This is a genomic window from Novosphingobium resinovorum, assembly GCF_027922145.1.
GTDB classification, from domain to species: Bacteria; Pseudomonadota; Alphaproteobacteria; order Sphingomonadales; family Sphingomonadaceae; genus Novosphingobium; species Novosphingobium resinovorum.
Window position 1 is genome coordinate 184821 of record NZ_BSFC01000044.1, and the last position, 24482, is coordinate 209302.

Annotated in this window: 28 protein-coding genes; 18 read left to right on the forward strand and 10 right to left on the reverse strand. The window is 66.9% G+C overall.

What is annotated here, in order from left to right:
- Positions 1-32 precede the first annotated feature (32 nt).
- Genes PKE80_RS23500 through PKE80_RS23515 form a run of 4 tightly spaced genes read left to right on the forward strand, consistent with a single transcriptional unit; the run spans position 33 to position 4094 of the window.
- Positions 33-560, forward strand: coding sequence for a Csu type fimbrial protein (locus PKE80_RS23500; protein ID WP_271184602.1), 528 nt, complete (start codon positions 33-35; stop codon positions 558-560).
- A complete protein-coding gene (locus PKE80_RS23505) occupies positions 560-1258 on the forward strand; it encodes a fimbrial biogenesis chaperone (RefSeq protein ID WP_271184603.1) in 699 nt (232 codons plus the stop codon). Before PKE80_RS23500 ends, PKE80_RS23505 begins: the two co-directional genes overlap by 1 nt.
- Before the next feature lie 20 nt (positions 1259-1278).
- Entirely contained in the window at positions 1279-3597 is a 2319-nt protein-coding gene (locus tag PKE80_RS23510; protein ID WP_271184783.1) for a fimbria/pilus outer membrane usher protein, read from the forward strand.
- A 2-nt stretch (positions 3598-3599) separates the two neighbouring features.
- Positions 3600-4094, forward strand: a complete 495-nt coding sequence (locus tag PKE80_RS23515; protein WP_271184604.1) for a Csu type fimbrial protein — start codon at positions 3600-3602, stop codon at positions 4092-4094.
- A gap of 114 nt (positions 4095-4208) precedes the next feature.
- Here the strand turns inward: PKE80_RS23515 and PKE80_RS23520 are convergent, their stop codons facing one another.
- The 4 genes from PKE80_RS23520 to PKE80_RS23535 form a co-directional block, all read right to left on the reverse strand.
- Positions 4209-4982, reverse strand: a complete 774-nt coding sequence (locus tag PKE80_RS23520; protein ID WP_008830177.1) for a sulfite exporter TauE/SafE family protein — start codon at positions 4980-4982, stop codon at positions 4209-4211.
- A 157-nt stretch (positions 4983-5139) separates the two neighbouring features.
- Positions 5140-5316: a YezD family protein gene (locus PKE80_RS23525; protein ID WP_008830176.1), complete on the reverse strand. Its 177-nt coding sequence runs from the start codon at positions 5314-5316 to the stop codon at positions 5140-5142.
- 102 nt (positions 5317-5418) lie between these two features.
- Entirely contained in the window at positions 5419-5871 is a 453-nt protein-coding gene (locus PKE80_RS23530) for an RrF2 family transcriptional regulator (protein ID WP_008830175.1), read from the reverse strand.
- Positions 5872-6080: 209 nt separating this feature from the next.
- The gene (locus tag PKE80_RS23535) at positions 6081-6827 is read right to left on the reverse strand and encodes an energy transducer TonB (RefSeq protein WP_271184605.1); all 747 of its coding nucleotides are present in this window, start codon (positions 6825-6827) and stop codon (positions 6081-6083) included.
- Positions 6828-6977: 150 nt separating this feature from the next.
- Between PKE80_RS23535 and PKE80_RS23540 the strand changes: the two genes are divergently transcribed.
- From PKE80_RS23540 to PKE80_RS23555, 4 genes are all read left to right on the forward strand, one after another.
- Complete coding sequence (locus PKE80_RS23540; RefSeq protein ID WP_008830173.1) at positions 6978-7247, forward strand: GlsB/YeaQ/YmgE family stress response membrane protein; 270 nt, start codon at positions 6978-6980, stop codon at positions 7245-7247.
- A 129-nt stretch (positions 7248-7376) separates the two neighbouring features.
- Positions 7377-7652 carry a hypothetical protein gene (locus tag PKE80_RS23545; protein WP_008830172.1) on the forward strand — a complete coding sequence of 92 codons (276 nt, stop codon included), beginning with the start codon at positions 7377-7379 and terminating at the stop codon, positions 7650-7652.
- 256 nt (positions 7653-7908) lie between these two features.
- The gene (locus PKE80_RS23550; RefSeq protein ID WP_008830171.1) at positions 7909-8511 is read left to right on the forward strand and encodes a superoxide dismutase; all 603 of its coding nucleotides are present in this window, start codon (positions 7909-7911) and stop codon (positions 8509-8511) included.
- 238 nt (positions 8512-8749) lie between these two features.
- Complete coding sequence (locus PKE80_RS23555) at positions 8750-9928, forward strand: MFS transporter (RefSeq protein WP_036527212.1); 1179 nt, start codon at positions 8750-8752, stop codon at positions 9926-9928.
- Here the strand turns inward: PKE80_RS23555 and PKE80_RS23560 are convergent.
- Together PKE80_RS23560 and PKE80_RS23565 are read right to left on the reverse strand one after the other, a co-directional pair.
- On the reverse strand, positions 9906-10454 hold the full coding sequence (locus PKE80_RS23560) for a sigma-70 family RNA polymerase sigma factor (protein ID WP_008830169.1): 549 nt from the start codon (positions 10452-10454) through the stop codon (positions 9906-9908). The two genes, PKE80_RS23555 and PKE80_RS23560, sit on opposite strands and share 23 nt — an antisense overlap.
- Positions 10447-10632, reverse strand: a complete 186-nt coding sequence (locus tag PKE80_RS23565; RefSeq protein ID WP_155986315.1) for a NepR family anti-sigma factor — start codon at positions 10630-10632, stop codon at positions 10447-10449. Before PKE80_RS23565 ends, PKE80_RS23560 begins: the two co-directional genes overlap by 8 nt.
- Positions 10633-10904: 272 nt before the next feature.
- Here PKE80_RS23565 and PKE80_RS23570 point away from each other — a divergent pair, with 272 nt between their 5' ends.
- Both PKE80_RS23570 and PKE80_RS23575 read left to right on the forward strand, forming a co-directional pair.
- Complete coding sequence (locus tag PKE80_RS23570; protein WP_271184606.1) at positions 10905-12587, forward strand: CHASE domain-containing protein; 1683 nt, start codon at positions 10905-10907, stop codon at positions 12585-12587.
- 89 nt (positions 12588-12676) lie between these two features.
- Entirely contained in the window at positions 12677-13024 is a 348-nt protein-coding gene (locus PKE80_RS23575; RefSeq protein WP_271184607.1) for a PilZ domain-containing protein, read from the forward strand.
- Positions 13025-13182: 158 nt separating this feature from the next.
- On the opposite strand, the gene PKE80_RS23580 is transcribed toward PKE80_RS23575, so the two are convergent.
- The gene (locus tag PKE80_RS23580) at positions 13183-13974 is read right to left on the reverse strand and encodes a response regulator (protein ID WP_008832962.1); all 792 of its coding nucleotides are present in this window, start codon (positions 13972-13974) and stop codon (positions 13183-13185) included.
- A gap of 462 nt (positions 13975-14436) precedes the next feature.
- Here PKE80_RS23580 and PKE80_RS23585 point away from each other — a divergent pair, with 462 nt between their 5' ends.
- The 3 genes from PKE80_RS23585 to PKE80_RS23595 all read left to right on the forward strand — a co-directional run bounded on the left by PKE80_RS23585 (position 14437) and on the right by PKE80_RS23595 (position 15878).
- A complete protein-coding gene (locus tag PKE80_RS23585) occupies positions 14437-15102 on the forward strand; it encodes a sigma-70 family RNA polymerase sigma factor (RefSeq protein WP_008832963.1) in 666 nt (221 codons plus the stop codon).
- Between the two features lie 25 nt (positions 15103-15127).
- A complete protein-coding gene (locus PKE80_RS23590) occupies positions 15128-15538 on the forward strand; it encodes a response regulator (RefSeq protein WP_036527291.1) in 411 nt (136 codons plus the stop codon).
- A gap of 79 nt (positions 15539-15617) precedes the next feature.
- Complete coding sequence (locus tag PKE80_RS23595) at positions 15618-15878, forward strand: hypothetical protein (RefSeq protein WP_271184608.1); 261 nt, start codon at positions 15618-15620, stop codon at positions 15876-15878.
- 205 nt (positions 15879-16083) lie between these two features.
- On the opposite strand, the gene PKE80_RS23600 is transcribed toward PKE80_RS23595, so the two are convergent.
- Both PKE80_RS23600 and PKE80_RS23605 read right to left on the reverse strand, forming a co-directional pair.
- A complete protein-coding gene (locus PKE80_RS23600) occupies positions 16084-16548 on the reverse strand; it encodes a pyridoxamine 5'-phosphate oxidase family protein (protein ID WP_271184609.1) in 465 nt (154 codons plus the stop codon).
- Between the two features lie 103 nt (positions 16549-16651).
- Positions 16652-17134, reverse strand: a complete 483-nt coding sequence (locus PKE80_RS23605; protein ID WP_008833645.1) for a hemerythrin domain-containing protein — start codon at positions 17132-17134, stop codon at positions 16652-16654.
- Positions 17135-17250: 116 nt separating this feature from the next.
- Here PKE80_RS23605 and PKE80_RS23610 point away from each other — a divergent pair, with 116 nt between their 5' ends.
- On the forward strand, positions 17251-18249 hold the full coding sequence (locus PKE80_RS23610) for a DNA topoisomerase IB (RefSeq protein WP_271184610.1): 999 nt from the start codon (positions 17251-17253) through the stop codon (positions 18247-18249).
- 80 nt (positions 18250-18329) lie between these two features.
- Here PKE80_RS23610 and PKE80_RS23615 read toward each other — a convergent pair whose 3' ends face one another.
- A complete protein-coding gene (locus PKE80_RS23615) occupies positions 18330-19529 on the reverse strand; it encodes an MFS transporter (RefSeq protein ID WP_271184611.1) in 1200 nt (399 codons plus the stop codon).
- Between the two features lie 258 nt (positions 19530-19787).
- On the opposite strand from PKE80_RS23615, the gene PKE80_RS23620 reads away from it, so the two are divergent.
- The 4 genes from PKE80_RS23620 (at position 19788) to PKE80_RS23635 (ending at position 24363) form a co-directional block, all read left to right on the forward strand.
- Positions 19788-20279: an asparaginase domain-containing protein gene (locus PKE80_RS23620; protein ID WP_008833648.1), complete on the forward strand. Its 492-nt coding sequence runs from the start codon at positions 19788-19790 to the stop codon at positions 20277-20279.
- 379 nt (positions 20280-20658) lie between these two features.
- Positions 20659-22104: a sensor histidine kinase gene (locus PKE80_RS23625; protein ID WP_271184612.1), complete on the forward strand. Its 1446-nt coding sequence runs from the start codon at positions 20659-20661 to the stop codon at positions 22102-22104.
- Positions 22094-22564: a response regulator gene (locus tag PKE80_RS23630; RefSeq protein ID WP_008831436.1), complete on the forward strand. Its 471-nt coding sequence runs from the start codon at positions 22094-22096 to the stop codon at positions 22562-22564. Before PKE80_RS23625 ends, PKE80_RS23630 begins: the two co-directional genes overlap by 11 nt.
- Before the next feature lie 35 nt (positions 22565-22599).
- Positions 22600-24363, forward strand: coding sequence for a putative bifunctional diguanylate cyclase/phosphodiesterase (locus PKE80_RS23635; protein ID WP_271184613.1), 1764 nt, complete (start codon positions 22600-22602; stop codon positions 24361-24363).
- Positions 24364-24482 lie beyond the last annotated feature (119 nt).

A 24482-nucleotide genomic window follows, 5' to 3' on the forward strand; every position in this document is an offset into this window, starting at 1 on the left:
GCTGGGCAACCCTGTCTTGGTAAACGATTGCCATGAGTAACGTTCACCATGCCCGCGGCGCTCGCCGCCTCCGCCCGCTTGCCGCAGGGGTCGCCCTTGCCGCAGGTATCGTCCTTGTGCCCCAGGCCGCGTCCGCCGCGACGGTGACCGACACCATCACGGTGACGGCCAACGTGCAGTCGGCCTGCGTCGTCGCCGCCAGCCCGCTGGCTTTCGGCAACTACAACCCGACGTCGTCCTCGAACGTCGATGCGACCGCGACTGTCAACGTCACCTGCACGCAGGGCACCCCCTACAACGTCGGCCTCAATGCGGGCACGACGACCGGCGGCACGACCACCCTGCGCAAGCTCAATTCCTCCGGCCATACCCTCAACTACGCGCTCTATTCCGATTCCGGCCGCACCACGAACTGGGGCAACACCGTCAATACCGACACCGTCGCGGGCACCGCCGGGACTTCCGCCACCGCCTACACCGTCTACGGCCGCATCCCCGGCAGCCAGAACACCACGGCGGGCGCCTACACCGACTCGGTGACCGTCACGGTGACCTACTGATGACCTTTCGGCGCGCTCCGGTACTGCTGGCGGCCCTGTTCGTTGCCATGTGGGGCGGCTTTGCCGCCCCGGCGCGGGCGGGATCGCTCAGCGTGATGCCGGTGCGCGTCGATGTACCTTCGGGCCGCCGCTTCTGCTCGCTGACGCTGGGCAACGATTCCGACCGCGCGGTGACCGTGCAGGTGCGCGGCTTCGCATGGAGCCGCGACGAGGGCGGTGCCGACATTCTCGATCCCGATACCGACTTCGTCGTCAATCCGCCGATCGCGACGATTGCGCCGCACGGCACGCGGCTGGTGCGCTGCAGCCTGCCCGCCGATGCAGGGGCGCAGACGGAAAGGCAGTGGCGCCTGATCGTCGACGAACTTCCCGATCCCACGCAGGCCCAGCCGGGCGTCGTGCAGACGCTGCTGCGCCTCTCGGTCCCGGTGTTCCGGGGCGCCGAGGGCGTGGCACCGCAGTTCACCGCCTCCACCTCGCCGCTGGGGCTGCGCCTTGCCAATACGGGCAGCGGGCACGCCCGGATCGTGGCGCTTACTCTGCAAGGGGCGAGCGAGACGGTAACGCTGGGCAAGCCCTTCTACCTCCTCGCCGGAGGGGCGCAGCTGATCCCGGCCGAGCGCCTGCCGCGGGGTCTGTCCTCCATCCACGTGCGTGCCGAGGAGGGCGAGTATACCGTCGCCCTCCCTGCGCCGTGAGCTGATGGTCGCCTCCGGTGATGCGCCTCTCCCGCCGCCTTGCGGCAGCCCTTTCGGCTGCGCTTGTCCTGTCGCCTGCGATCGGCGCCGGAACCGCCTGCGCGCAGTCTGCGGCCGAGGCGGCGCCCATGCCGGTCGGCGTCGTCCTCAACGGGCAGGCGATCGCCGAGCCCGGCCTGCTCATCGTGCATGACGGCCACCTCCTTGCGCGGCGCAGCGACATCGAGAGCTGGGGCCTCGCCGCCCATTCCATGACCGCGTCCGAGACGCTGGGCGGCGAAAGCTACGTCGCGCTGGACCGCGTGAAGGGTCTTGTCGCGCGGCTCGACGCGGACGGGGCGACACTGCTGGTCGATGCCGACGTCAGCCTGTTTCCGCGCTACACGTTCGATCCCGGCCGCCATGTCGTGCCGCTGGCGCAGACGATCCCGGCGCAGTTCCTCGATTACGACCTGACGCTGTCCGACTGGAACGGTCACGCGCGGCTTGGCGGGTTCGTCGATGCAGGCGTTTCCGGACCTTGGGGCGTCGCCGACTCCAGCTTTCTCGTCGATAGCGAGCGGGGAGGCGTCGTGCGGCTGGATACCGCGCTGCGCCGGGACTTTCCTCAGCAGCGGATGCGGCTGGTGCTGGGCGACACCGTCGGCATCGGCGCGCCGTGGAGCCGTCCGGTGCGGTATGGCGGGGTGTTCCTCGGCACCGATTTCTCGCTCGACCCGCAGAGCATCAACTTCCCGCTGCCGGTGATCTCCGGGAGCGCGCTGACGGCTTCGACCGTTGAACTTATGGCGCAATCGTCGCGCCAGTCGATGGACGTCGGGCCGGGCGCCTTCGACCTGACCCTCCAGCCGCGCCTTACCGGGGCCGGGCAGGTGACGATGAGCGTGCGCGACCTTGCGGGCAATACCCGGCAGGTGACGCGCAGCTTCTATGCGAGCCCGAGCCTGCTGCGCCCCGGCCTGTCCGAATTCGCGATCGAGGCGGGCGCGCTGCGGCGGCGCTTCGGCTTCGACAGCTTCGCCTATGGCCCTCTGTTCGCGGCGGCCGGACTGCGGCGCGGGATCACCAATGCGCTGACCCTTGAAGGGCGCGTGGAGGTCAGCGGTCGCACGCGCATGGCGGGCCTTGGCGCGGCGATGGTGCTGGGCGCGGTGGGCGAGGTCTCGCTTGCGGGGGCGGTGTCGCAAGGGTCAGCGGGGACCGGGACGCTGGTGCGCGCGCAAATGCAGCGCGTCACGCCGGTCTATACCTTCACCGCCAGCTACGAGCGCGCCGACGCGCAGTTCCGGCAGGTGGGCGAAGGCCGCCTCAACGGCGGCGGGCGCAGCGAACTGGCGGTCGCAGGAGGGCTTTCGCTCGGACGGATCGGCAGCCTCAATGCCAGCTATGCGCGGCTGACGCAGGGTATCGGCGGGGAAGGACAAACCCGCTACGATCTCGCCTCGGCCTACTACACGGCGAAGCTGCGCGGCGGCTATCTCTCGGCGGGCGTGCAGTACACCGCCTATCGCGCGGGGCGGCGCGACGCGGGGCTGTTCGGCTCGCTGACCATTCCGCTGGGGCCGCGCCGCAATGCTTCGGTGATCGCCGAGCCGGGCCGTGCGGCCGCGACTTTCACGCAGAACCTGCCCGACCGCAGCGGCTTCGGCGCGCGGGCGCTGGCCGGGCGCGATGGTGGAGCGGCATGGCTGGAGGGCTGGCTCGGCTATCGCAGCGGCGCAGGCGACATCCGCCTCGACGCAGCGCAGCGGCGTGGGCAGCAGGGCGTGCAACTCAACGTGCGCGGCGGCCTGCTCAGGGTGGACGGAACGCTCGTCGCCAGCCAGCACATCGACGACGGCTTCGCGCTGGTCGACGTGGCCAGCGACGCCCCGGTGACCGTCACCGTCGAGAACCGCCCGAGGCCGACCAAGGCAGGACGCGGGCGCGGCGTGATCGTCACCGGCCTCCAGCCTTATGCCGAGAACCACATCGGCATCGACGCCGCCGAAGTGCCGATCGCGGACGACCTCGACACCGCGCAGCAGGTCGTCGCGCCGGGCTGGCGGCAGGCGGTGCGGGTGCGCTTCGGCACCGTGGGCGGGCGGGGCGTGCGGCTGCGGGTGCTCGATACGCAGGGAATTCCGCTCCAGACCGGATCGAGCATCGCTTGGGCAGGCGGGGTCGGCGTCGTTGGTTACGACGGCGAAGTCTGGCTCGAAGGCTATCGCGGCGGTGCGGGCACGCTCAGCGTCTCGGGTGCGGGCGGGACGTGCCTGGCGCCGATCCCGGCGCTGGGCGAGGACGCGCGGCTTGCGGCAACGCCGGTCACTTGCGTGCGCGGGAACGAAAGGACGTGACGATGCGGCTTGCCACTCGGTTCCTCGCGGCGCTGGGGGGACTGGCGTGCGGGCTCGCGCCCACTGCGGCGGCGGACGCGGCGGGGTGCCTCGTGTGCATCTGCTCGGTCTCGACCACCAATCTCAGCTTCGGGACGTACAACCCGGCCAATACCTCGCCGACCACGGCGACGGCGACGGTCACCGCCAACTGCATCTCGGTCAGCGTGCCGATGAACGCGACGGTCGATCTTGCGCTGAGTGCGGGCACGTCGGGCAACGCGGCGGCGCGGCAGATGGCGAACGGGGCCGCGCGGCTGAACTACAACATCTATCAGGATGCGGGCTACGCCACGGTCTGGGGGAACAACAGCAATGGCGGCTTCTCGCAGTCGATGCTGATCAACAACCTGCTGAATTTCAACGCGACCAAGACGGCCTATGGGCGGATTCCGGCGGGGCAGTACGCGAAGACGGGGGGCTATTCGGACCCGGTCGTGGTGACGTTCACGTTTTGACGCAAAGCCTTGGTCGTCATTGCGAGCGCAGCGAAGCAATCCAGGGCGGCCTAAGACTGCCCTGGATTGCTTCGCTGCGCTCGCAATGACGAATGTGTAGGGTGCAAGGCGTCCTCAGAAGATCGGCCACGACTTCCAGATGCTGAACACGCTGGTGGCGATCAGCACCACCGAGACGGCCGCGAGCAGCGTGCGCGGCTTGATGCGCTTGGCGAAGAGGGCGCCGAAGGGCGCCGCCACGACGCCGCCGATGATCAGGCCGACCGTCGCCACCGTGAAGGCCGAAAGCCCGATGGTGGAGATGAACGCGATCGAGATCGAGGTGGTCAGCAGGAATTCCGCGGTGTTGACGGTGCCGATGGTCTTGGCCGGTTCGCCGCCCTGCACCAGCAGGTTGGAGGTGACCACCGGACCCCAGCCGCCGCCGCCCGCCGCGTCGAGGAAGCCGCCCGCCAGCGCCAGAGGGGCGGTGTACTTGGGGTCCGCGAAGCTCGGCTTGCGCATGCGGATGGCGCGGAACATCAGGTAGATGCCGATGCCGGTGAGGTAGATCATGACGTAGGGCTTGGCCACCGAGGCGTCGATGCTCGACAGCAGGTAGGCACCGGCGACGCCGCCGATGATGCCGGTCGGCACCAGCCGCAGGAACAGGCCCCAGTTCACGTTGCGGTGCAGGATATGGCTGATGCCCGAGGTGCCGGTGGTGAACAGCTCGACCAGGTGGACGCTGGCCGAGGCCGCTGCCGGAGGAACACCGACCACGCTGACCAGCAGCGTCTGGGTGATCACTCCGAAGGCCATGCCAAGCGCGCCGTCGACGATCTGCGCGGCGAAACCGATGGCGATGAAGGGAGCGATTTCGGCCAGTGTCGGCAGCGAATCGAGCATTCTTACTCCTCCTGGGGTGCAGGTTGGATCTGGTCGCGGCCTGTTGGCCCCATCTACTGGCTAGGCGAATGCCGCGCGGATGGGAACCACGCGGATTAATCTCCAGGCAGAAGCCGCCCGGTCGTCCGGTGTGCTCGGCTTCGCCAGGTCGGGTCGATCAGTGGTTGAAGCGGCGGCGCTCGGTGACGTCGACCTGCATCAGCTTGCCGTCGTGGACGGTCAGCTGGATCACGCCGAAGCGCAGGCGCTGCAGCGCCTCGATCACGTGCTGGACGCCTTCGTTGAGCAGCGGGTGTTCGGTTGCGGTCGCATCGGCGGGCTTGGCAATTCGCATGCGCATCTCCTCTCGCAGCGGGGCGGATGCGGGCTTGGTATTCTCTATCGTAAAAGTTGACAATGGGGTCGCGGGAGAAGGTTTGCTTTCAGCCGCTAAAGCTCAGACGTCCTCGACCGCTTCCAGTCCTTCGGCGGCGGGCACGGGGTCGATCTTGTCCGACAGCCGCATCCCGTCGAGGAGGCCCGCAGTGGCGTCGCGGACCTGCAGCATCAGCGCGCGGGTGCGGCAGTCCTTTTCCTCGACGCAGTTCTTGCAGGTCTCGTGCGCGAAGCGGCTGGCGCAGGGCACCAGCGCCAGCGAGCCGCGCATCACGCGGATGAGATCGCCATAGGTGATGTCGATCGGGGGCACGCCCAGCCAGTAGCCGCCGTCCTTGCCGCGCTGCGAGGCGACGATGCCGTAGCGCGACAGTTCCGACAGGATGACGGTGAGAAACTTCGCCGGGATGTTCTGGGTCTCGGCGATGTCGGTCAGCGGGATCGGACCCTGGCCGTACTTGTCCGCGAGGTGCTGCATGGCCCGGATCGCATAGCGTGTTTTTTGCGAAAGCATCGGTGCAATTCTCGCGAGGACTTCGACGGGGTGTCTTGGCTCCATTGGCGTGGGTGCGTCAACCCGTGCCGTGTCGGATTACGGGGGTAACGCGCGGGGGAGGGGTTGGTGTCCCGATCTTGCCCACCCCTGCCCCCTCCCGCAAGCGGGAGGGCCGGGAGGCTTGCGAGCGCAGCGAACTAGCCGACGGGGTGGGCGCCCCACCACTCTCAAGGCGTGTCCTCCGGCGGAAAATACCACCCGTGGGTCTCGACCATGATTGCAGCCACCGGCTCTCCCGCCCGGTTGCGCGAGGGCTTGAAACGGAACCGTTCAGTGATCAGCCGGCAGGTCGTCGCATCGAGGTCGGGGCGACCGCTTGAGGTGAGGATGCGGCAGTCGCTGACCCGCCCGTCCACGCCGATGCGGTACTGCAGCTTGAGTTCACCGCCGCTTTTGGCTTCGCGCAGGTCCGGCGGCAGGTCGGAGAAATGCAGGCGTCCGCGGATCTGGCGCGGGCGGGTGAGGGTATCGTCGCCTTCGCCCGCGCCGTCGCCGTTGCCGCCGCCGCCGTCACCATCGCCGATCCCGCCCGCGCCCTGTCCGGGGCCAAGGCGGTCCGAGGCGCCGCTTTGCGCGGCCGAACCGATACCGGCCTTCGGCGCGGTGACAATCGGCGGCGGCACGATCAGCGGGGGCAGCTTCGGCGGCGGGGCGACCACCTGCGTCGCCTTGTTGCGCAAGTTGGGAGGTGAGGGACGGCCCTTCGCGGCGGTGGAATCCGCCTTGGCCGGGATTTCCTTCGGCCGGGGTTTCTCCGGCTCCTCGCGCAGGGGAATGATCGCGGCGAGCGTCTCGCGGCGTTCCTGCGGTGTCATGCGCGCAGCAAGTCCCGCCATCATCGCCGCCAGCCCGCCCGCCACGATCAGCAGCGAGGCGAGGGCGGACGCCGCGCGGTTCCGGGCCGAAGTATACACGTCTCGCGCCTCCTTGCTGGCCAGAACCCGGCGGGCGCGCGGTTGGTTGCGGCAAAGTTCACGTTGCGACGAGGCGTTCGTATTGTTGCGGAACCTTGCGGGCTACTGCCCGTTATTAGGGTCAGCAAACTCAATTCGGAGACGGAAACCATGACCCTCCTTCTTATCCTCCTCGTCGGTGGCATCATCGGCTGGCTCGCTTCCATCCTGATGCGCACCGATGCGCAGCAGGGCATTTTCCTGAACATCGTCGTCGGCGTCGTCGGCGCGGTGATCGCCGGCTTCATCATCACGCCGCTCATCGGCGGTGCGCCGATCACCAGCGGTGCCTTCGACATCATGTCGCTGTTCGCCTCGTTCCTGGGCGCGGTCGTCCTGCTGGCGATCGTCAACCTCTTCCGTCGCGGCTCGGTTCGCTAAGAACCGCACGGCTCCGACGACCTCGAAGTGAGGCCCGCTTCGGCGGGCCTTGCGGCGGGAGGTGGCGCGTCCTCCCCTCGGCATCTTCAACGCGCCCGATACCATAAACAGGGAAAAGGATTCCTCGCCATGAAAGCCACTGCCACTTCGCGTCTTGCCATGATTGCCGTCGCTGCCGCTTCGCTGGGCCTTGCCGCCTGCAACAGCCCGCAGCAGGAAGCGACCGAGAAGGCGGCCGACGCCGTTGAGGCCCAGTCCGACGCCGCCGCCGACGCGATCGACGCGCAGGCCGATGCGACCACCGGAGCCGCCGAAGATGCGCTGGAAAACAAGGCCGACGCGGTCAAGAAGGCAGGCGACGCCAAGTCCGATGCGATGAAGGACGCTGCCGACAAGCAGAACTGACAAACCTGACGGCCGGATCACACGGCCGGTATGGGTTGGCTCGCCGGCGTTTGCTCCCCTTGCAGGACGACGGCGACCACGGGAGAGGATGGCGGCAACCCCGCCATCCTTTTTCGCATGAGAAATTCAAAATGCCGCGATTGCGCGCTTGAATTGTTGCGCTGCACGTCAGACATAGGCCGCGATCTTTTCTGCGCTTTTTCGGTTTCCCGCCGAAGTGCAGGCCAGCTTCAATAACCTGAAAAAGGACATGACCATGACCATCGCCCTCATGCCGCTGCCCTATGCGCAGGACGCGCTCGAACCGCACATCTCGAGCAAGACGCTGGAAATCCACCACGGCGCCCACCACAAGACTTACGTGGACAAGCTGAACGCCGCGATCGCCGGCACCGAGAACGAAGGCAAGTCGGTCGAAGAGATCGCCAAGTCGGCTTCCGGTCCGCTGTTCAACAACTCGGCCCAGACCTGGAACCACGGCTTCTACTGGCACTCGCTGTCGGGTGAGAAGACCGCGCCGAGCGAGAGCCTGGCCGCTGCCATCACCGCCGACTTCGGTTCGATCGACGCGCTGCTCGAAGCGCTCTCGAACGAGGCGGTGAACCACTTCTCGAACGGCTGGGCCTGGCTCGTCGTCGAAGGCGGCAAGCTCAAGGTGATCTCGACCCACGACGCCGACAGCGCGCTCGTCAAGGACGTCGTGCCGCTCCTGACCGTCGACGTCTGGGAGCACGCCTACTACATCGACCAGATGAACAAGCGTCCGGCCTACGTGAAGGCGGTCCTCGAGAACATCCTCAACTGGAAGTTCGCTTCGGACAACTTCGACCGCGGCACCGCCTGGACCTACCCGGCGTAAGCCGAAGGCCAGACAGGCTTTTCAAGGCCCCCGCATCCGGCAAGGGATGCGGGGGTTTTGTTTTTTGTGGAGCCGTTTCATGCGGTCTTCCTCGCACCATCTCGTCATTGCGAGCGTAGCGAAGCAATCCAGGGCGGCGTAGGACTGCTCTGGATTGCTTCGCTACGCTCGCAATGACGATTGCGTTGATCGTGACCCGCTGCAACAAACCCGTCTTCCGACAAGGGGGACGGCTTCGATGAATCGCGCGTGGTTGACGCTGGCACTGGTCCTGTGCGGCACCATCATCGGCATGATGGGCGTCGATCTGGTCCTGCCCGCTGTGCCGCTGCTGCCCGAGGCGCTGGGCGGCGATCCCTCGCAGGCACAACTGGTGCTGGCCGCTTATGTCGGCGGAACCTGCATCGGCCTGCTCGGCTACGGCGCGCTGGGAGACCGGGTCGCGACCTCGCGGCTGATCGTGGGCTCGCTGCTGGCGACCGCCGCCGTCTCTCTGGCCTGTGCGATGGCCCCGAATATCGAGGCGCTCATCGGGCTTCGCGCGCTGCAGGGCATGGTCGCGGCCGGTCCCGCCGTCTTTGCGCCGGGCATCGTCAAGGCCATGTTCGACGAGACCCGCGCGGTCCGGGCGATCGGCCTGCTGGGCAGCATCGAGGCGCTGGGGCCGGCCCTTGCCCCCGTGGCGGGGGCGGGGCTGCTCGCGCTCGGCGGCTGGTCGCTGAATTTCGAGGTCATGGCCGCCGGAGCCTTCGCGGCGGCGGTGCTGGTCATGCTCACCGGCGGCTTGCCGCAAGTGGGACGGCGCGGGCAGGGCAGCTTCGTGGTGTTGCTGCGCGACCCGACGTTCCTGCGCTATGCGCTCAGCCAGGCGAGCGTGCTGGGCGGATTGCTGGTCTTCGTGTTCGGGATGCCCACCGTCTTCGTGCGCGTGCACGGCGGGACGCTGGCGGACTTCATCACGATGCAGATGAGCGGCGTCGTCACCTTCATCATCGCCGCCAACACCGCCGCGCACTGGGGCGACAGGCTAGGCGCGGAGCGCGTCATCGCCTTCGGCACCGGCCTCTCCGCACTCGGAGCGGCAGGGCAGTTCGCCTATGCGCTCTCGGGCGGGACTTCGGCGCTGGTGATCACGGCGCTGTTCATCCCCGTCAACACCGGCCTCGGCCTGCGCGGTCCGGCGGGGTTCTTCCGCGCGATCCTGGCGAGTCGCGGCGACGATGCCCGCGCCAGCGCTCTGGTGATCCTGTGCATCCTGACCGCCGCAGCGCTGGGCACGAGTATCGTCTCGCCGTGGATCGAGCGCGGCACCGTGCCGCTGACGGCAGCGGCGCTCGCGTTTCATCTGGCGGCTTTGGCATGCCTGGTCGTACTGCCGCCGTTGCGGCAGCCGGTCAGCCCGTCTTGCGCGCCTTGACCTCGACCTGCTGCGGCTGATCGCCGTCGAGCATCCGGGCAAGATCGGCGCGGGCACGGGCGACACGGCTCTTCATCGTGCCGATCGGGCAACCGGCGATCTCGGCCGCTTCCTCGTAGCTGAAGCCCGAGGCACCGACGAGCAGCACCGCCTCGCGCCTTTCGGGGGCCAGCTTCTGCAGCGCGGCCTCCATGTCGTCGAGGTGAAGCGGGCCTTCCTGATCCGCTTCCATCACCAGCATCTTCTCGACCACGCCTTCGTCGAGGTCGGTCTGGCGGCGGGAGCGGCGCAGCTCGGACAGATAGTGGTTGCGCAGGATCGCGAAAGTCCAGGCGCGCATGTTGGTGCCGGCCTGATAGCGCTCGCGCGCGGTCCACGCCTTGATCGCGGCTTCCTGTACGAGATCGTCGGCAAAGTCCGGCCGTCCCGACAGGCCTCGGGCAAATGCGCGGAGATGGGGGAGGACGGAGAGCAGTTCCTTGCGGAAGCCTTCGTCCGCGGCGCTGGGCGCTATCCGGTCAGGCATCGCCGTCGTCGTCCAGCTTCTTAAGGAGATCCTTGAAGCTGTCCGGCAGCGGCTCTTCCACCACGGAGTTGTAGAGCTTCCTCAACCCCCCGGCCCAGCCGGGTTCTCCGTCTCGACGGACTTCGGGCGGCAAGCCGGGCACAGGGCCGGAGTCACCACGTCCATTGGGCTGATTCAACACGAACTCCCTTTCACCGAAAGCACACTTGCGGCGAGACCGGGGAGCGGTCAAGCCCGGCGCGCGGCCCAATGTCTTCGCGCGCAAGGCTGGCGGAAGGCGGGGCGCTGTCTCGGGCATCGTCCGGTCTGCAAGCCGAGCGGACGTCGTTTGCAGATGGAACAATCGATGCCGAGCATGGTTCCCCTCGGCGTAAAGTGTTGGCATAGCATGATGCTTGCGGTCATAAGTGAACGCAACGCGACGGAGTTTATGGTGCAGGACGTTGCCGGGTGATTGACCAGGCTCTGCTCGACAGGGTTCAGAAGCAGGCGTGGTTCCACAGGTATCCGCGCGGCTGGCCGTTCCTGCTGTTCCTCATCGCCAGCATGACCACGGCGGTCTCCGTCATGGCGATCGAGCGCGCGGACAAGCAGACGCGCGCGATCGAACTCGACCGTCAGCTCACCGAGATTTCTTCTGCCCTCCAGCGCCGCGTGACCGAGAATATCGCGCTCCTGCGGGCGGGCAGTGCACTGTTCGCGACGCAGGACGTCGTGTCGCCCCAGCAGTTTGCGGAATTCGCACGCGACCTGCAGGGCGACGGCACGCTCTATGGTTCGCTCGGCATGGGCTGGGCGCCGCTCATCCCGGTAAGCAAGCTGGCAGACTTCGAAGTAGCGGTGCAGAGCGGTGGGCGGCTCGACTTCAGTGTCGATCCGCGCCCGGAGCCAGGGCAGAAGTATGTGGTCCCGGTCTATTATCTCGAGCCGCAATCGCCGGGAAACAAGCGAGCGATCGCGTTCGACATGTATTCCGAGCCCGTGCGGCGACAGGCGATGGAGCGGGCCATGGCCCGGCGCGGACCGGCGGCGACGGGCGTGGTCCATCTTGCGCAGGACGGCTTCCGCTATCCGGCGCGAGATCAGCAGGCCGACGCGGCGTTTCTCATCTATATGCCGGTCACGATCGACCGGGGCGGGCGGCGCTGGGTCAAAGGGTTCGTCTATAGCCCGTTCAAGGCGCAGACCTTTCTCGGCTCGGCCAGCGAACTGTACCGCAACGACAGCATCGACATCGCCATCTACGACGACCACGTCGCGCCGGAGACATTGCTGGCGGAACAGCGCGGCGCCGACGGGCTGACCGGCCCCACCATCGAGCGGCGCATCGACGTTGCCGGGCAGGCCTGGATCGTCGAGGTCAGTGACCGGCAGGCCAATGCGCTCTCGCCGCTTTCGCGCCTGACGCTGTTCTTCGGGGCACTGGCCTCGCTGATGGTCATGGCGATCGGACGGCTGATCACCAAGCGCGCGGCGGAAGACCGCGTGGTGCTGGAGTGGCTGACCAACCAGGCGTCGATCCGCAACTCACTGACTCGCGAGCTGAACCACCGCGTCAAGAACACGCTGGCCAACGTGCTCTCGATCGCGGCGCTGACGCGGCGGCGCTCGAAGGGCATCGACGATTTCACCGAAAGCCTGACCGCGCGCATCCGGGCGCTTTCGGCGACCCATGACCTGCTCTCGCAGTCGGACTGGGGGCACGCGGCGCTGGGCGACATCGTGCGCTCGGAACTGGCGCCCTACATGGAGGGTAACGAGAGCCACGTTGTCATGGCCGGGCCGGGGATCAAGCTGGCGCCCAACGATGCCATGTCGCTGGGCCTCGCCATCCACGAACTGGCGACCAATGCCGCCAAGTACGGGGCGCTCAGCACGATCGAGGGGCGCATCCACGTGCAATGGACGCTGGCCGCGCCCGACCTCGCGGAAATCCATTGGCGCGAGGAGGGTGGGCCGCCGGTGACCGAGCCGACCAAGCGGGGCTTCGGGCGCGATCTGATCGAGAAGATCGTCGCGCACGAACTCAAGTCGGAAGTGGACTTGCGGTTCGAGCCGGGCGGCGTCGAATGCCGCCTCAAGGTGCCGGTGCGCGCTTCGCGCGAATTCGTGTTGCGCAACCAGCAGAGGTAAGGCGCTCCACAAGACGAAGCAGGGGCTATTATCGATTATTTAAACCGTGTCGCAGTAATGCCCTTGCGACATCATCGGGGGCAATTGCGATGGAAGCGCGTAACTGGAGCCGTCATATCGTCGAGCAGGACGTTACCTGCCTGGTCGACGGAGCGCGGGAGCAGGTCTTTCTCTACGACCTCTCGGTCGGCGGCTGCATGTTCGAGATGGCGTGCGAGCGCGACATGCGCGAGCGGTCGGCAACGCTGGAACTGCAGGGGCAGGGCACCGTGCAAGGGCAGGTGGTGTGGCAGGTCGGCCGCTGCATCGGCATGCGATTCGACACGCTGATCCCCGAGGCCGTCGTACGGCGGCTGGGCTTTACGCCGCCGATCGAGGATTTTCTCTTCCAGCCAAGGCGGGAGCCCAGCGGCCACGTCCCCCAGCCGCCGCTCTGATCCGGCAAACACCCAGGTCGTCATTCCCGCGACCCGAAGGGCAGCGCGAAGCGCTAATGCGGGAACCCATCTGACGGTCTCTCGTGTGGATCGGTCATCAGTTGGGTCCCCGCCTTCGCGGGGATGACAGACAGTTTTCTATGCAGACGGATGGCGCTTCAGGCCTGCGGGCGGGTCGAGTTGAAGAACAGCGCCTGGCTGATCGTCGCGCGCACGGTGGTTTCCTGGAACGGCTTGGTCACGAGGTAGGTCGGCTCCGGCCGCTCGCCGGTGAGCAGGCGTTCCGGGTAGGCGGTGATGAATATCACCGGCACTTCGCCGAACTTGAGCAGGTCTTCCACCGCATCGATGCCCGAGCTGCCATCGGCCAGCTGAATATCGGCAAGGACGAGGCCGGCGGGGTGCTTCTCGAAGATTTCGATTGCCTGCTTGTGCGTGGCGGCGGTGCCGACGACGGTATGGCCAAGGTCCGTTACGAGACCTTCCAGCTGCATCGAGATCAGCGGCTCGTCCTCGATGATGAGGACGCGGGTTGCGCTTTCCCCTTCGATCTCTGCAATCGCCTGGGAAACCAGCGCATCGACTTCCTCGACCTCGAGACCGAGGATCGTCGCGGTTTCCTCGCGCGTGAATTCCTCCACCGAGGTCAGCAGCAGGGCCTGGCGGTGCGTCGGCGCGACGGCGGCGAGGCGCTCCTGCGCGGCCTGCTCGTGCCCGCCGCCGATGTCGCCCGCGGGTTCCTCGACATGGCCGGTCGACCAGATGCGGGTGAAGGCCTCATACAGCGCGGCGCGGCTGCGGGCGATGGCATCGCGCAGCGAGCGGTCGGCGAGGGCCGCTTCCAGCGTCGCGCGGACATAGGCGTCGCCCGAGTGCTGCGAGCCGGTGAGGGCGCGCGCGTAGCGGCGCAGGTAAGGCAGCTGGATCGCAATCTGATCAGAGACGGACATTCAAGTTCCTCAAGGCCTATGGGGGAAGTTGGCTTCCCGATTGCACGTCGATGGGCGCCCTTTGCGCCTGAAGGCCGGTGTCGTTTGTCTGACTCCGCCGGGCGTATAGGGCAACCGGAAAATTTTTTGCGGTGAGACGCTTTTTCGGGAACCAACGAAGGGGCGCTACGTTCCCACAATATCACCACTGGCTCCCCCACCCCCCCCCCCCCGCAAACCGGTGGTGATCCGATCCCGGAGGCCCTCGCCCACTCAAGTGGACGGGGGCCTCAATTTTTATGGGCCATGATTGTTCCGCCGATCCTGCGGAAATACGGCAAAGTTTTTCGGGAAGTTTTTCGGTCTGGCGCTGATTTCTTTCGCTTCCGCAACGAAATGGGCGATTTCAGGACATTTCCGGGAACTATTTTCGCCGCACCGCCGTTAGCTATCCGACTGGTTTTCTCAGAGGAGGGTAACGCAATGTCGACTGTTGTCGAAGCAGGCGTCGAAGGGGTCCAGCCCGAAAAGGTCGCGCTCAGTGACCGTGATTTCCGCCGCGCGCTGGCAGAGGTAGCGCCGCACCTGCGTGCATTCGCGCGCGGTCTGTGCGGCTGCCGTGACCGCGCCGACGATCTGGCGCAGGAAGCCATGCTGCGGGCATGGGCGGCGCGTGAGCGCTATGCCGCCGGCACCAACTTCAAGGCGTGGACCTTCACCATCCTGCGCAACCACTTCTATTCCGAGGCCCGCCGCGCCCGCTTCCATGGCGAGTACGACGAACTGGCCGCGGAACGCATCCTGCGCGCCGAAGCCAGCCAGGAAAGCGCCGTCGAACTGGCGGACGTCCTGCGCGCGCTGACCGCCATTCCCGAAACCTATCGCGAGGCCCTCGTGCTCGTAGCGGCCGGCAACCTCTCCTACGAGGAAATCGCCGATATCTGCGGTATCGCGCTCGGCACCGTTAAGAGCCGCATCTGCCGCGCCCGCGCGATGCTCTCCAAGATCATCGAATCCGGCCAGCTGCCGGACTTCCGCCACAACTTCGTGCTTGGCGGCGAGGCGATCGACGCCTTCTTCGGCGAACTGGTGAAGATCGCCAACGTCAATGCCGACACCGCTCGCCTCGCCCAGCGCGTGGCTGCCTGAACCGGGACAACGTACCTTGGATGCGATGGTGGCCAACTCCGGGAAAATCCTCATCGTCGAGGACGAGTTCCTGGTAGCGCTGCAACTGGAAGATATCCTTGCCGATGGCGGCCATGCCGTCGTCGGCACGGTTCCGGACATGGCTTCGCTGGGCATGCTGGGTGATGTTCCTGATGTGGCGCTCGTCGATCTCAACTTGCGCGACGGGCTCACCGGCCCGGCCATCGCACGCGATCTCTCCGGCCGTTACGGCGTGCGGGTGATCTACGTCACCGCCAATCCCGGCCAGATCGACACCCCGGCGCCTACCGCGATCGGGGTCGTCCAGAAACCCTTTACACGACAGGCGATCCTCGCGGCGATCTCCTATGCCCTTGCCGGATGCCCCGACAGCGCCCGGCCACAGGAACTGGAGCCGCTGCAACTGCGCACCTGACGTTTCACGAGTAGGAGAGGGGCCGCAAGAGCCCGGGCCTGATGACAAACACAACAGGGCCTGAGAAGAAGGCGAGAGGATGAGCCAAGTCGTCCTGCAATGCCTGCAATACTATGGCGCCGCCACGGGAACCGTGGCGGCGCTTATCGTATCGCTCGACCTCGGCCGCAAATGGACCGGCTGGGGCTTCGTCATTTTCGTCACCAGTTCGATCGCCCTGGTGGCCTGGGGATTCCTCGACGACAAGGCCGAGGGGATCGGGCTGCAGAACGTGGCGCTGTTCGCGATCAACTGCGTGGGCGTGTGGAGGTATCTGCTGCGGCGAAAAAGGCCCGGCTGACCCTTATCATCCCTGTCGCGCAGCGATGGGGAGGTGGCGCCTACGAAGTCGGTGACGGAGGGGGTTTTGTATTCCCAGCCCCTCCACCACCCGCTGCGCGGGCGGTCCCCCTCCACATCGCTGCGCGACAGGGAGGACAAGCGCGAAGGGCGTGGCAGCCTGAACCGCCACGCCCCCGCTGCTCAGGCATCGGTCCTAGAGGGTCTCAGACCGCGCCGAGCGCGTGCTCTCCGGCCTCGCCCTGCTTGATGGGCTTGCCGGTTAGGAGCTTGAAGGCGCCCTTGAGGCCCATTTCCGAAGTCCAGACTTCGGCATCCTCGATCTCGAAACGCAGCATTACGACCGAAGCGTCGGCCTTGCCGCCGGGAAACCATGCCTCGACGGCGTTATTCCAGTGCTTGTCGCGCACGGCCGGATCGGTTTCCTCGACCAGCGTACCGTCGATGCAGGCGAAGACCTCGTGCCCCCGCGTCATCACCTGACCCATCGCCTTGCCGCCGCCGCCGATGCGGTTGTCACGCTTGGTGAAGAACCAGATCGCGTGATGGGCGTCCTTGTCGAGCTGTGCCGTCATCGGCTCGGCGTGGGCATGTCCGCCCTGAAGGCTCATCATGATGAACGGGCTGGTCTGGAACGCTTTCCAGAAATGCTCGCGGATGTCCTTGTCCATGGTCCTTCTCCGTTATGGTTGATCGAGAAGGCAACGCGCCGCCGGGGTCGGGCGTTCCCCCGCGTTCGCCGCAGGGGAGGCCCGAGCCGGCGTATTGCCGGTTTTATTCGCGCGCATCGCCGGGCAGTTCCTTTTCGGCCGTCGCCAGTTCCTTCGGCTTGCGCTTCTCGAACACTTCGGCGAGTTCCTTCTCGGTTTCGGCCGAGAGCTTTTCTGCGGCTTCGGGGAACATCTCCTCCTCTTCCTCGTCGATGTGGTGGAGGTAGCGGTGGCGCATTTCCTTGAACTTGGTCAGCCACGCGGACGAACTCATGTCGATCTCGAACAGTTCGCCGAGGAAGTCGTCGATTTCCTTGTGCTCGGACACCGAGTGGCGCGCTTCGTCGCGCAGGTCCGGGTTGCCCAGCATCGTCGCGTAGAGCGATTCCTCCTCGGCGGCGGCGTGGGCCTGGAGTTCCTTGCGCAAGGCTTCGAACAGGTCCTTGCGCTCGTCGCTGGCGCCCTGAGTCTCGCCGAGCTGCTCGAGGAGCTTGCGGTGCTTGTCGTGGTCGGCCTTGAGATCGCGGAAGATGCGTGCGTCTGCCATGGGTGTCTCCTGTGGTTTGTCTTTGCAGGAAGGAACGGCGGGATCGCGTTCCGGTTTCCGACAACCCGTTTGCCCCCCCGTGCGTTCTCGAAAGGGAGAGGCAACGGACAGACCCCATGCTGATGACGCGCCAGACAGATATGCGCCTGAAATTCGCCGATGACGGCGCCCCCGGTATCACCCGCAGGCCGGTGCGCGGCAGCAAGTGGGCCTACTTCGACGCGGCCGGAGCGCGGATAAAGGATCGCGCCGAGATCGACCGGCTCAACGCCATCGCCCTGCCGCCCGCCTACGAGCGGTGCTGGTTCTCGGCCGACCCCGATGTCCACCTGCTGGCGACGGGCTACGACGCGCGCGGGCGCAAGCAGTATCGCTATCATCCCGACTGGCGCCAGTCGCGCGAGACGATGAAGTTCGACCGCTGCGCCCTGTTCGGCGAGGCGCTGCCGGTGCTGCGGGCGCGGGTGGACGCGGACATCGCTTCACGCAAGCTGACGCGCGAGCGGGCGATCGCCTCGGTCGTGGCGCTGCTCGATACCGGCGCGATCCGGGTGGGGAATGAGTGCTACGCCAAGGCCAACAAGAGCTTCGGCGCGACCACCCTGCGCAACCGGCACGCGAAGATAGAGCGCGGCGCGCTGATGCTGCGCTTCAAGGGCAAGTCGGGCAAGCTGCAGCAGATCACCTGCGACGATCCCGGCCTCGTGCGCTGTGTGCGCAAGATGCAGGACCTGCCCGGCCAGCACTTGTTCCAGTACGTCGACGAGGAGGGCGAGGCGATTCCCGTCCACAGCCACGACGTCAACGAATACCTTGCCGAGACGATGGGCGAGGGCTTCACCGCCAAGCACTTCCGGACATGGGCGGCGAGTACGATGGCCTTCGCGATGCTGGTCGGGAACCCCGGCCTGTCATTGCGGGCGATGCTGGACGAGGTTGCGCAGTGCCTCGGCAATACGCCCGCGATCGCGCGCAAGTCTTACGTCCACCCGGACGTGATCGTGGCGGCCAAGGGGGAACTGGACACGCCCGAAAGCCTGCCGCGCAAGACCCGCTGGATGAGCCGCGAGGAGCGCGGGTTGCTGGCGTTTCTCACTTCGTCGTCCCGGACCTGATCCGGGACCGGTGGCTGTCTTTAGGCGCGCGTCAAATGCGCGCGCGGTGAGGTGGGCTGGTCACAGCCAGCGGTCCCGGATCAAATCCGGGACGACGTCCTGTAAGCCCCAAGCGTCGCGATCAACACCAGCACGCCGACGAGCGCCACGCCCGAGCAAGCAAGCGCAAGATCGGAATTCCCGGTCGCGTCCACCATCCACCCGAACAGCGGCGGACCGAACGCGGCGCCGAGGCTGAATAGGCCCAGGATCGCGCCGTAAGTCGCGCCGTAGTTCTCCAGTGCGGCGTAGCGGCTGGTGAAATAGGCGAGCATGTCCACTTCCGCCCCGGCCGCAAGGCCGAGCAGCAGCGCGGCCGGGATCGCGGGGCCGTCGAGCCACAGGATCACGCATGCGATCACCGGCGAAGTCAGGAACAGTACCGCCACGCGCGGGGCGTGGAAGCGGTCGAACAGCCAGCCGACGAAAGCGCGGGCGAAGACCACCGCGATGCCGATGAAGGCGGCCACTCCGGCGGCCTGCGCGGGCGGCACCCCCCGGTCCACCAGCATCGGCACGAGATGGACGATCAGAGCCGCGACGATGACGCCCAGCAGGAAGCCGATCAGGGCGATTTGCAGCGTCTTGCGGGTGATCTCGATGCTGCCGCGCTCGCGCCTGTCGTTGGCGACGCGCTCTCCGCGCCCCGTCAGGAGGCTGACGGGAATGCCGATCACGGCGATCACGATCGCTATGGCATGAAGGCCGGTGCGCCAGCCCTGCGCCGCGATCACCGGGCCGAGCAATGCGGGCGCGAGGATCGCGGCCATACCGGAGCCCGTCAGCATCAGCCCCAATGCGAAGCCGCGCCCGGCATCGAAGCGCAGCGAGACGACGCGGGCCCAGATCGCCGGGGTCGTTCCGCAGCCCGCCAGAGAGACGAGCAGCCACAGGCCGTACCACGCGGTCAGCGACGGCCCGGTCTCGGCCAGCGCCACCAGGGCGAGCGGCGTGGCCAGATAGCTGGCGATGGCGATGGTGCGGTTGCCGAAGCGATCGGCGAGGCGTCCCACGACAGGGGCGGAGAGGAAGATGCCCAGTTGCTGGAACGTCGCCGCGCCCGAGACTTCGGCGCGGGTCCAGCCGAACTCGGCCTGCAGCGGCGTCACGAACAGGCCCAGCGAGTAGAACCCCACGCCCATCATCCCCACCCCGATCGCCAGCGCGGCGGCAAGGACGGTCGGCCATCCGGCGGCCAGTTCGCTGCGGGCGGTAAGCGAGGGTGACGCAAGGGTGCTCATGGTCGCAGTGGTGCCATGGATCGGCGCGGTTGTGCAGATGCGAGATGGCGGGAGATCGCAGGGCGAACATCCGCGCGGCGTGTGCGGCGGGGGCTTTGACAGGCTCAGCCTGAGCGGAGTTGATAGGGCATTACGCTACTCCCGCTCACCCTGAGCTTGTCGAAGGGTTAGGCACAGCCTCTCGAAGCCCCATCGGCAAAGCGCCCCCTTACCTACGAAGGAATTGGAAACCCGCCCGTCCCGCAGTAAGGAACGCGCATGAACCAGGCACCCATTCTCGTCATCACCACCGGCGGCACCATCGACAAGCAGTACTTCGACGCGCTGAGCGAGTACCAGATCGTCGAGAGCGTGATCGGCAAGCTGCTGGCCACCGCCCGCGTGGCGCATCCGTTCCGCGTCGTCGAACTGCTGCGCAAGGACAGCCTCGAACTCACCGACGAGGACCGCGCGCTGATCGCCGCGACGGTCGCCGGGGCGCCGGAAAGCCATGTCGTCATCACCCATGGCACCGACACCATGACCGACACTGCCGCCGCGCTCGCCCATATCGAGGGCAAGACCGTCGTGATGTGCGGCGCCATGCAGCCCGCCCGTTTCGCCGAGAGCGACGCGGCATTCAACCTGGGGATGGCGTTCGGCTGCTGCCAATCGGCCGGGCCGGGCATCTGGATCACCATGAGCGGCACCGTGTTCGACGCGCTGAAGGTCCGCAAGGACCGCGAGGCGGGCAAGTTCGTCGCGCGCTGAGGGCAGTTCTTGCGTGTTTAACGTCGTCATTCCCGCGAAGGCGGGAACCCATCTCCTGACGTTTCGTGTTGCACTGGCATCAGATGGGTCCCCGCTTTCGCGGGGATGACGAAAGTGCTGCGCGCGGCCCCGAGCGCATGGACAGCGGCCGCTCTCACACAAATTTAACCACTGCAATCGTTGCGACAGGCCGGGTCTAGGGACAGCTCCCTAGGTCTGGCTTCGCAGGTCGATAACCGTCCCGGTGTACCCCTCGTCGGGTACGGGGGCCGCAGCGCGGTTTCCGGCGCTCCACCCGGAGGCCGTGGCTGCAACGAAGTTCAAGCTCGTTCGGCATCACGTCTCCCGCAGGACAGGACACGCGATGCTGGCGACGCCGATGACGACAACCGACATCCACGCGCCGCTGGTCCATGCCCCGATCGCCGCGCTGATCGTCGATGCGGCGGGCGTGGTCGCCTTCGGCAATGCCGCTGCCGCCTCGCTGCTGGCCGAGCCCGATGCCGAGGCGCTGCGCAACAGCCTGTTCTTCATGTGGTTCGCCGAAGACGATGCCGAGACGCTGCGGCAGATGTTCGAGGTCTTCTTCAAGGTTTCGATGGAGACGCGCGGCACCTGGTCGCGCCAGATGGTGCTGCACGGCGCCGACGGTTCGCGCCCGACGGTGACGACGACCCTTGCGCCCGTCGCGGGCGAGGAGGGCGACCGCGCGGTCGTCTACTTGCGCAACATGACGCGCGAGATCACCGCCGAGCGCCGCTTCACCCAGATGTTCGAAAGCATGCCGCTGGGCGTGGTGGTGGTGGACGGCAAGGGCCGGATCGCGCAGGCCAACGCCATGCTTGCGGTCCAGTTCGGATGGAAGGTGGAGCAGATGATCGGCCAGCCGATCGAGATGCTGCTGCCCGAGCGATACCGCGCAAGGCACGGCGAGCAGATCGCCGGATACGCGGCCGCCCCCAAGTCGCGCCTCATGGGCGGCGACCGCGACGTCACCGCGCTGCACCGCCACGGGCGCGAGTTTCCCGTCGAGATCGCGCTCACCAAATTCGAGAGCAGCGCCCAGCCGCTCTACATGGCGATCGTCAGCGACATTTCGCACCGCAAGCGCTCCGAACGCGCGCTGCAGCAGACCAATGCGCAGCTTGAGGAGTTCACCTATGTCGCCAGCCACGACTTGCGCTCGCCGCTGCGGGGTATCGCCGACCTGGTAAGCTGGATCCGCGAAGACCTCGAAGGCACCGAACTGCCCGAGGACGTGGTGCACAACTTCGACCGCATCGCCCAGCGCATCGAGCGTTCGGAGCAGATGATCGACGACCTGCTGGCTTACGCCCGCGCCGGGGTGCGCGATTCCCGGATGCACCGCATCGACCCGCACGAACTGGTCGAGGAGGCGCTGGAGCTGACGGCGATCCCCGAGGGGTTCGAGGTCGACGTGGACGTGCAGGGCGGCGACATCGTCGCCCCGCGTGCGCCGCTTTCCACTTCGCTGCGCAACCTGCTGTCCAACGCGGTCAAGCACCACGGCGGCAAGGAAGGCCACATCCGCATCGCCGTGCGCGAGGAGGGGCGCTTCACCGTCTTCACGGTGGAGGACGACGGGCAGGGCATTCCGCCGGGCAACGAGGACCGCATCTTCAAGCTGTTCCACCGCGCCTCGCCGGGGACCGACGGCGACGGGGTGGGGCTCGCCTTCACGCGCCGCATGATCAACGCCCACGGGGGCATGGTGACCGTCCAGGGCCGGGGTCCTCTCGGCGGCGCCAGGTTCGAAGTCCACTGGCCCCGCATACTTCTGCGAGAGAACGAAGATGATGATTGATCTGGTCGCACCCCGATCCGCACCAAAGAAAACTGCCAACTACAACGACGTGACCGTGCTGCTGGTGGATGACGACGACGTCGCGCGCGAAGGCGTGCTGCGCTCATTCCGCAAATACGAGGTGCCTTGCCGCACCGTCACGGCGGGTGACGGCGGGGAAGCGCTGGCGATCCTCACCGGCCGCCATCCGGACAAGCAGATAGAAACGCCGGTGATCGTCCTGCTGGACCTCAACATGCCGGGCATGGACGGTTTCCAGTTCCTCGACGCCCTGCGCGCCGACCCGGACCTGCGCCGCACGGTGGTCTTCGTACTCTCCACTTCGGCCCGCGATCAGGACCGCAGCCGTGCCTACGATGGGCACGTCGCGGGCTACATGGTCAAGTCCGCCGTCGGTCCGCAGTTCGCTCGCCTCGCCGATTTCATCGGCAAGTATGCCCGCACGCAGGAGCTGCCCTGACGGCGGCTCCTCTCACGCAAGGATCCCTTCCTCCCATGGACCACCTGCACAAAGGTACTCAGGACATTCACGCGCTGATCGTCGATGACGACGACGTCGACCGGGAGAAATTGCTGCGCCTGCTGCGCCGCGTTCCCCGCAACATCACCGTGGCGCAGGCCGCCTCGCAGGCCGAGGCGCTGGACATGATCCGCGATCCGCAGGCGCATTTCGACATCGTCTTCCTCGACTTCGGCCTGAAGGACGGCGACGGGCGCGACCTGCTGCCCGAGATCCGCGCCGAGATCGACCCCGACGTGCCGATCATCGCCGTCACCGGCCATACCGACGAGCAGATCGCGGCGGACTCGATCAAGTCGGGCATGACCGAGTTCCTGTCCAAGCGCTCGCTTTCTCCCGAGCGGGTCGCGGCCTCGGTCGAGGAGGGGATCGCCTGGCGCAAATACCGGCAGGACATGCGCCGCGCGGAAGAGGAACTGACGCACCGCTCGCTCCACGATCCGCTGACCGACCTGCCCAACCGCACGCTGTTCGCCGACCGGCTCTCGCAGGCCTGCGCGCGGGCGCGGCGCAGCGGCGATCCGTTCGCGGTGATGATGATCGACCTCGACCGCTTCAAGGAGATCAACGACAGCCTCGGCCATGCGGCGGGCGATGCGGTGCTGATCACGCTGGGCCGCCGGATGCGCGAGCACTTGCGCGAGGTGGACACGATCGCCCGCCTCGGCGGGGACGAGTTCGCGGTCCTGCTGCAGAACGTCGATGGCGACGAGTCCGCGCTGGCCGTCGCCACCAAGCTGACCGAGCTGATCGAGCAGCCGATCGTCCACGACGGGCGGCTGCTCTACGTCGGCGCCTCGATGGGCATCTCGCTCTGCCCGCAACTGGGCTATTCGCCCGAGGGGCTGGTGGAGGCCGCCGACGAGGCGATGTACGAGGCCAAGCGTGGGGCGGAAAAGGCAGTGATCGCGCGCGGCGAACAGCGCCGCACGGTGCGCGCCGATGAGCGCACAATGCTCCACGATATCGAGGACGCCATGGGCGCGCGGGCGTTCAACTGGCATTGGCAGCCCAAGGTGGACATGCGTTCGGGACAGGTTCTCGGCTTCGAGGCGCTGGTGCGCTGGACTCACCCGGACAACGGCCCGGTCGCGGCCGACGCGCTGATCGAGACGGTCGAGCAGTCGCACTTGCTGGAAGACTTCACCTACCTGACGCTGGACACGGTGCTGGGCCAGTACGCGCGGCTGGAGCCGGGGCTGGACGGCGCCGGTATCTCGATCAACGTCTCGGCGCGGATGCTGGAGCGGCCGGGCTTCGTCGGTCACGTCGTCGAGGCCATCCGCACGCACGGGGTCGATCCCGCGCATGTCGTGCTCGAACTGACCGAGACCGCGCTGATCGCTCACCCCTCGCAGGCCAAGCGGGTGATCGAGCAGTTGCAGGACCACGGCGTTTCGCTCTCGATCGACGATTTCGGTGCGGGGTTCACCTCGTTCGGCTACTTGCGCGAGTTCGCGGTGCGCGAGATCAAGATCGACCGCTCCTACATCGCGCGCTTTACCGAAAGCCGGTTCGACCAGTCGCTGGTGACTTCGCTGGTGGTGCTGTGCGACTGCCTCGGCATCCCGCTGGTGGCCGAGGGGGTGGAGAACCCGGAGACGCAGGCGATGCTGGTGGCGATGGGCTGCACCTGCGGCCAGGGCTACGGCATCTGCCGCCCGATGCCTTACGAGGACGTGCGCGGCTGGGTCGACGGCTGGAATGCTACGCACGGGGACCAGCGGCTGCGGGCGTGAGATCCTTTCTCACCTCCATCATCTCCATCCCCACCACCGTCATTCCCGCGAAGGCGGGAACCCATCTCCTGACGCTTCATGTTCCACAAGCATCAGCTGGGTCCCCACCTTCGCGGGGA

What these genes read in the sequence shown, in the direction of transcription:
- PKE80_RS23500 (WP_271184602.1), top strand. Translation starts at nt 33, where the DNA reads ATGAGTAACGTTCACCATGCCCGCGGCGCTCGCCGCCTCCGCCCGCTT.
- PKE80_RS23505 (WP_271184603.1), top strand. Translation starts at nt 560, where the DNA reads ATGACCTTTCGGCGCGCTCCGGTACTGCTGGCGGCCCTGTTCGTTGCC.
- PKE80_RS23510 (WP_271184783.1), top strand. Translation starts at nt 1,279, where the DNA reads ATGCGCCTCTCCCGCCGCCTTGCGGCAGCCCTTTCGGCTGCGCTTGTC.
- PKE80_RS23515 (WP_271184604.1), top strand. Translation starts at nt 3,600, where the DNA reads ATGCGGCTTGCCACTCGGTTCCTCGCGGCGCTGGGGGGACTGGCGTGC.
- PKE80_RS23520 (WP_008830177.1), bottom strand. Translation starts at nt 4,982, where the DNA reads ATGCTCGATTCGCTGCCGACACTGGCCGAAATCGCTCCCTTCATCGCC.
- PKE80_RS23525 (WP_008830176.1), bottom strand. Translation starts at nt 5,316, where the DNA reads ATGCGAATTGCCAAGCCCGCCGATGCGACCGCAACCGAACACCCGCTG.
- PKE80_RS23530 (WP_008830175.1), bottom strand. Translation starts at nt 5,871, where the DNA reads ATGCTTTCGCAAAAAACACGCTATGCGATCCGGGCCATGCAGCACCTC.
- PKE80_RS23540 (WP_008830173.1), top strand. Translation starts at nt 6,978, where the DNA reads ATGACCCTCCTTCTTATCCTCCTCGTCGGTGGCATCATCGGCTGGCTC.
- PKE80_RS23545 (WP_008830172.1), top strand. Translation starts at nt 7,377, where the DNA reads ATGAAAGCCACTGCCACTTCGCGTCTTGCCATGATTGCCGTCGCTGCC.
- PKE80_RS23550 (WP_008830171.1), top strand. Translation starts at nt 7,909, where the DNA reads ATGACCATCGCCCTCATGCCGCTGCCCTATGCGCAGGACGCGCTCGAA.
- PKE80_RS23555 (WP_036527212.1), top strand. Translation starts at nt 8,750, where the DNA reads ATGAATCGCGCGTGGTTGACGCTGGCACTGGTCCTGTGCGGCACCATC.
- PKE80_RS23560 (WP_008830169.1), bottom strand. Translation starts at nt 10,454, where the DNA reads ATGCCTGACCGGATAGCGCCCAGCGCCGCGGACGAAGGCTTCCGCAAG.
- PKE80_RS23575 (WP_271184607.1), top strand. Translation starts at nt 12,677, where the DNA reads ATGGAAGCGCGTAACTGGAGCCGTCATATCGTCGAGCAGGACGTTACC.
- PKE80_RS23580 (WP_008832962.1), bottom strand. Translation starts at nt 13,974, where the DNA reads ATGTCCGTCTCTGATCAGATTGCGATCCAGCTGCCTTACCTGCGCCGC.
- PKE80_RS23585 (WP_008832963.1), top strand. Translation starts at nt 14,437, where the DNA reads ATGTCGACTGTTGTCGAAGCAGGCGTCGAAGGGGTCCAGCCCGAAAAG.
- PKE80_RS23590 (WP_036527291.1), top strand. Translation starts at nt 15,128, where the DNA reads ATGGTGGCCAACTCCGGGAAAATCCTCATCGTCGAGGACGAGTTCCTG.
- PKE80_RS23595 (WP_271184608.1), top strand. Translation starts at nt 15,618, where the DNA reads ATGAGCCAAGTCGTCCTGCAATGCCTGCAATACTATGGCGCCGCCACG.
- PKE80_RS23600 (WP_271184609.1), bottom strand. Translation starts at nt 16,548, where the DNA reads ATGGACAAGGACATCCGCGAGCATTTCTGGAAAGCGTTCCAGACCAGC.
- PKE80_RS23605 (WP_008833645.1), bottom strand. Translation starts at nt 17,134, where the DNA reads ATGGCAGACGCACGCATCTTCCGCGATCTCAAGGCCGACCACGACAAG.
- PKE80_RS23610 (WP_271184610.1), top strand. Translation starts at nt 17,251, where the DNA reads ATGCTGATGACGCGCCAGACAGATATGCGCCTGAAATTCGCCGATGAC.
- PKE80_RS23615 (WP_271184611.1), bottom strand. Translation starts at nt 19,529, where the DNA reads ATGAGCACCCTTGCGTCACCCTCGCTTACCGCCCGCAGCGAACTGGCC.
- PKE80_RS23620 (WP_008833648.1), top strand. Translation starts at nt 19,788, where the DNA reads ATGAACCAGGCACCCATTCTCGTCATCACCACCGGCGGCACCATCGAC.
- PKE80_RS23625 (WP_271184612.1), top strand. Translation starts at nt 20,659, where the DNA reads ATGACGACAACCGACATCCACGCGCCGCTGGTCCATGCCCCGATCGCC.
- PKE80_RS23630 (WP_008831436.1), top strand. Translation starts at nt 22,094, where the DNA reads ATGATGATTGATCTGGTCGCACCCCGATCCGCACCAAAGAAAACTGCC.
- PKE80_RS23635 (WP_271184613.1), top strand. Translation starts at nt 22,600, where the DNA reads ATGGACCACCTGCACAAAGGTACTCAGGACATTCACGCGCTGATCGTC.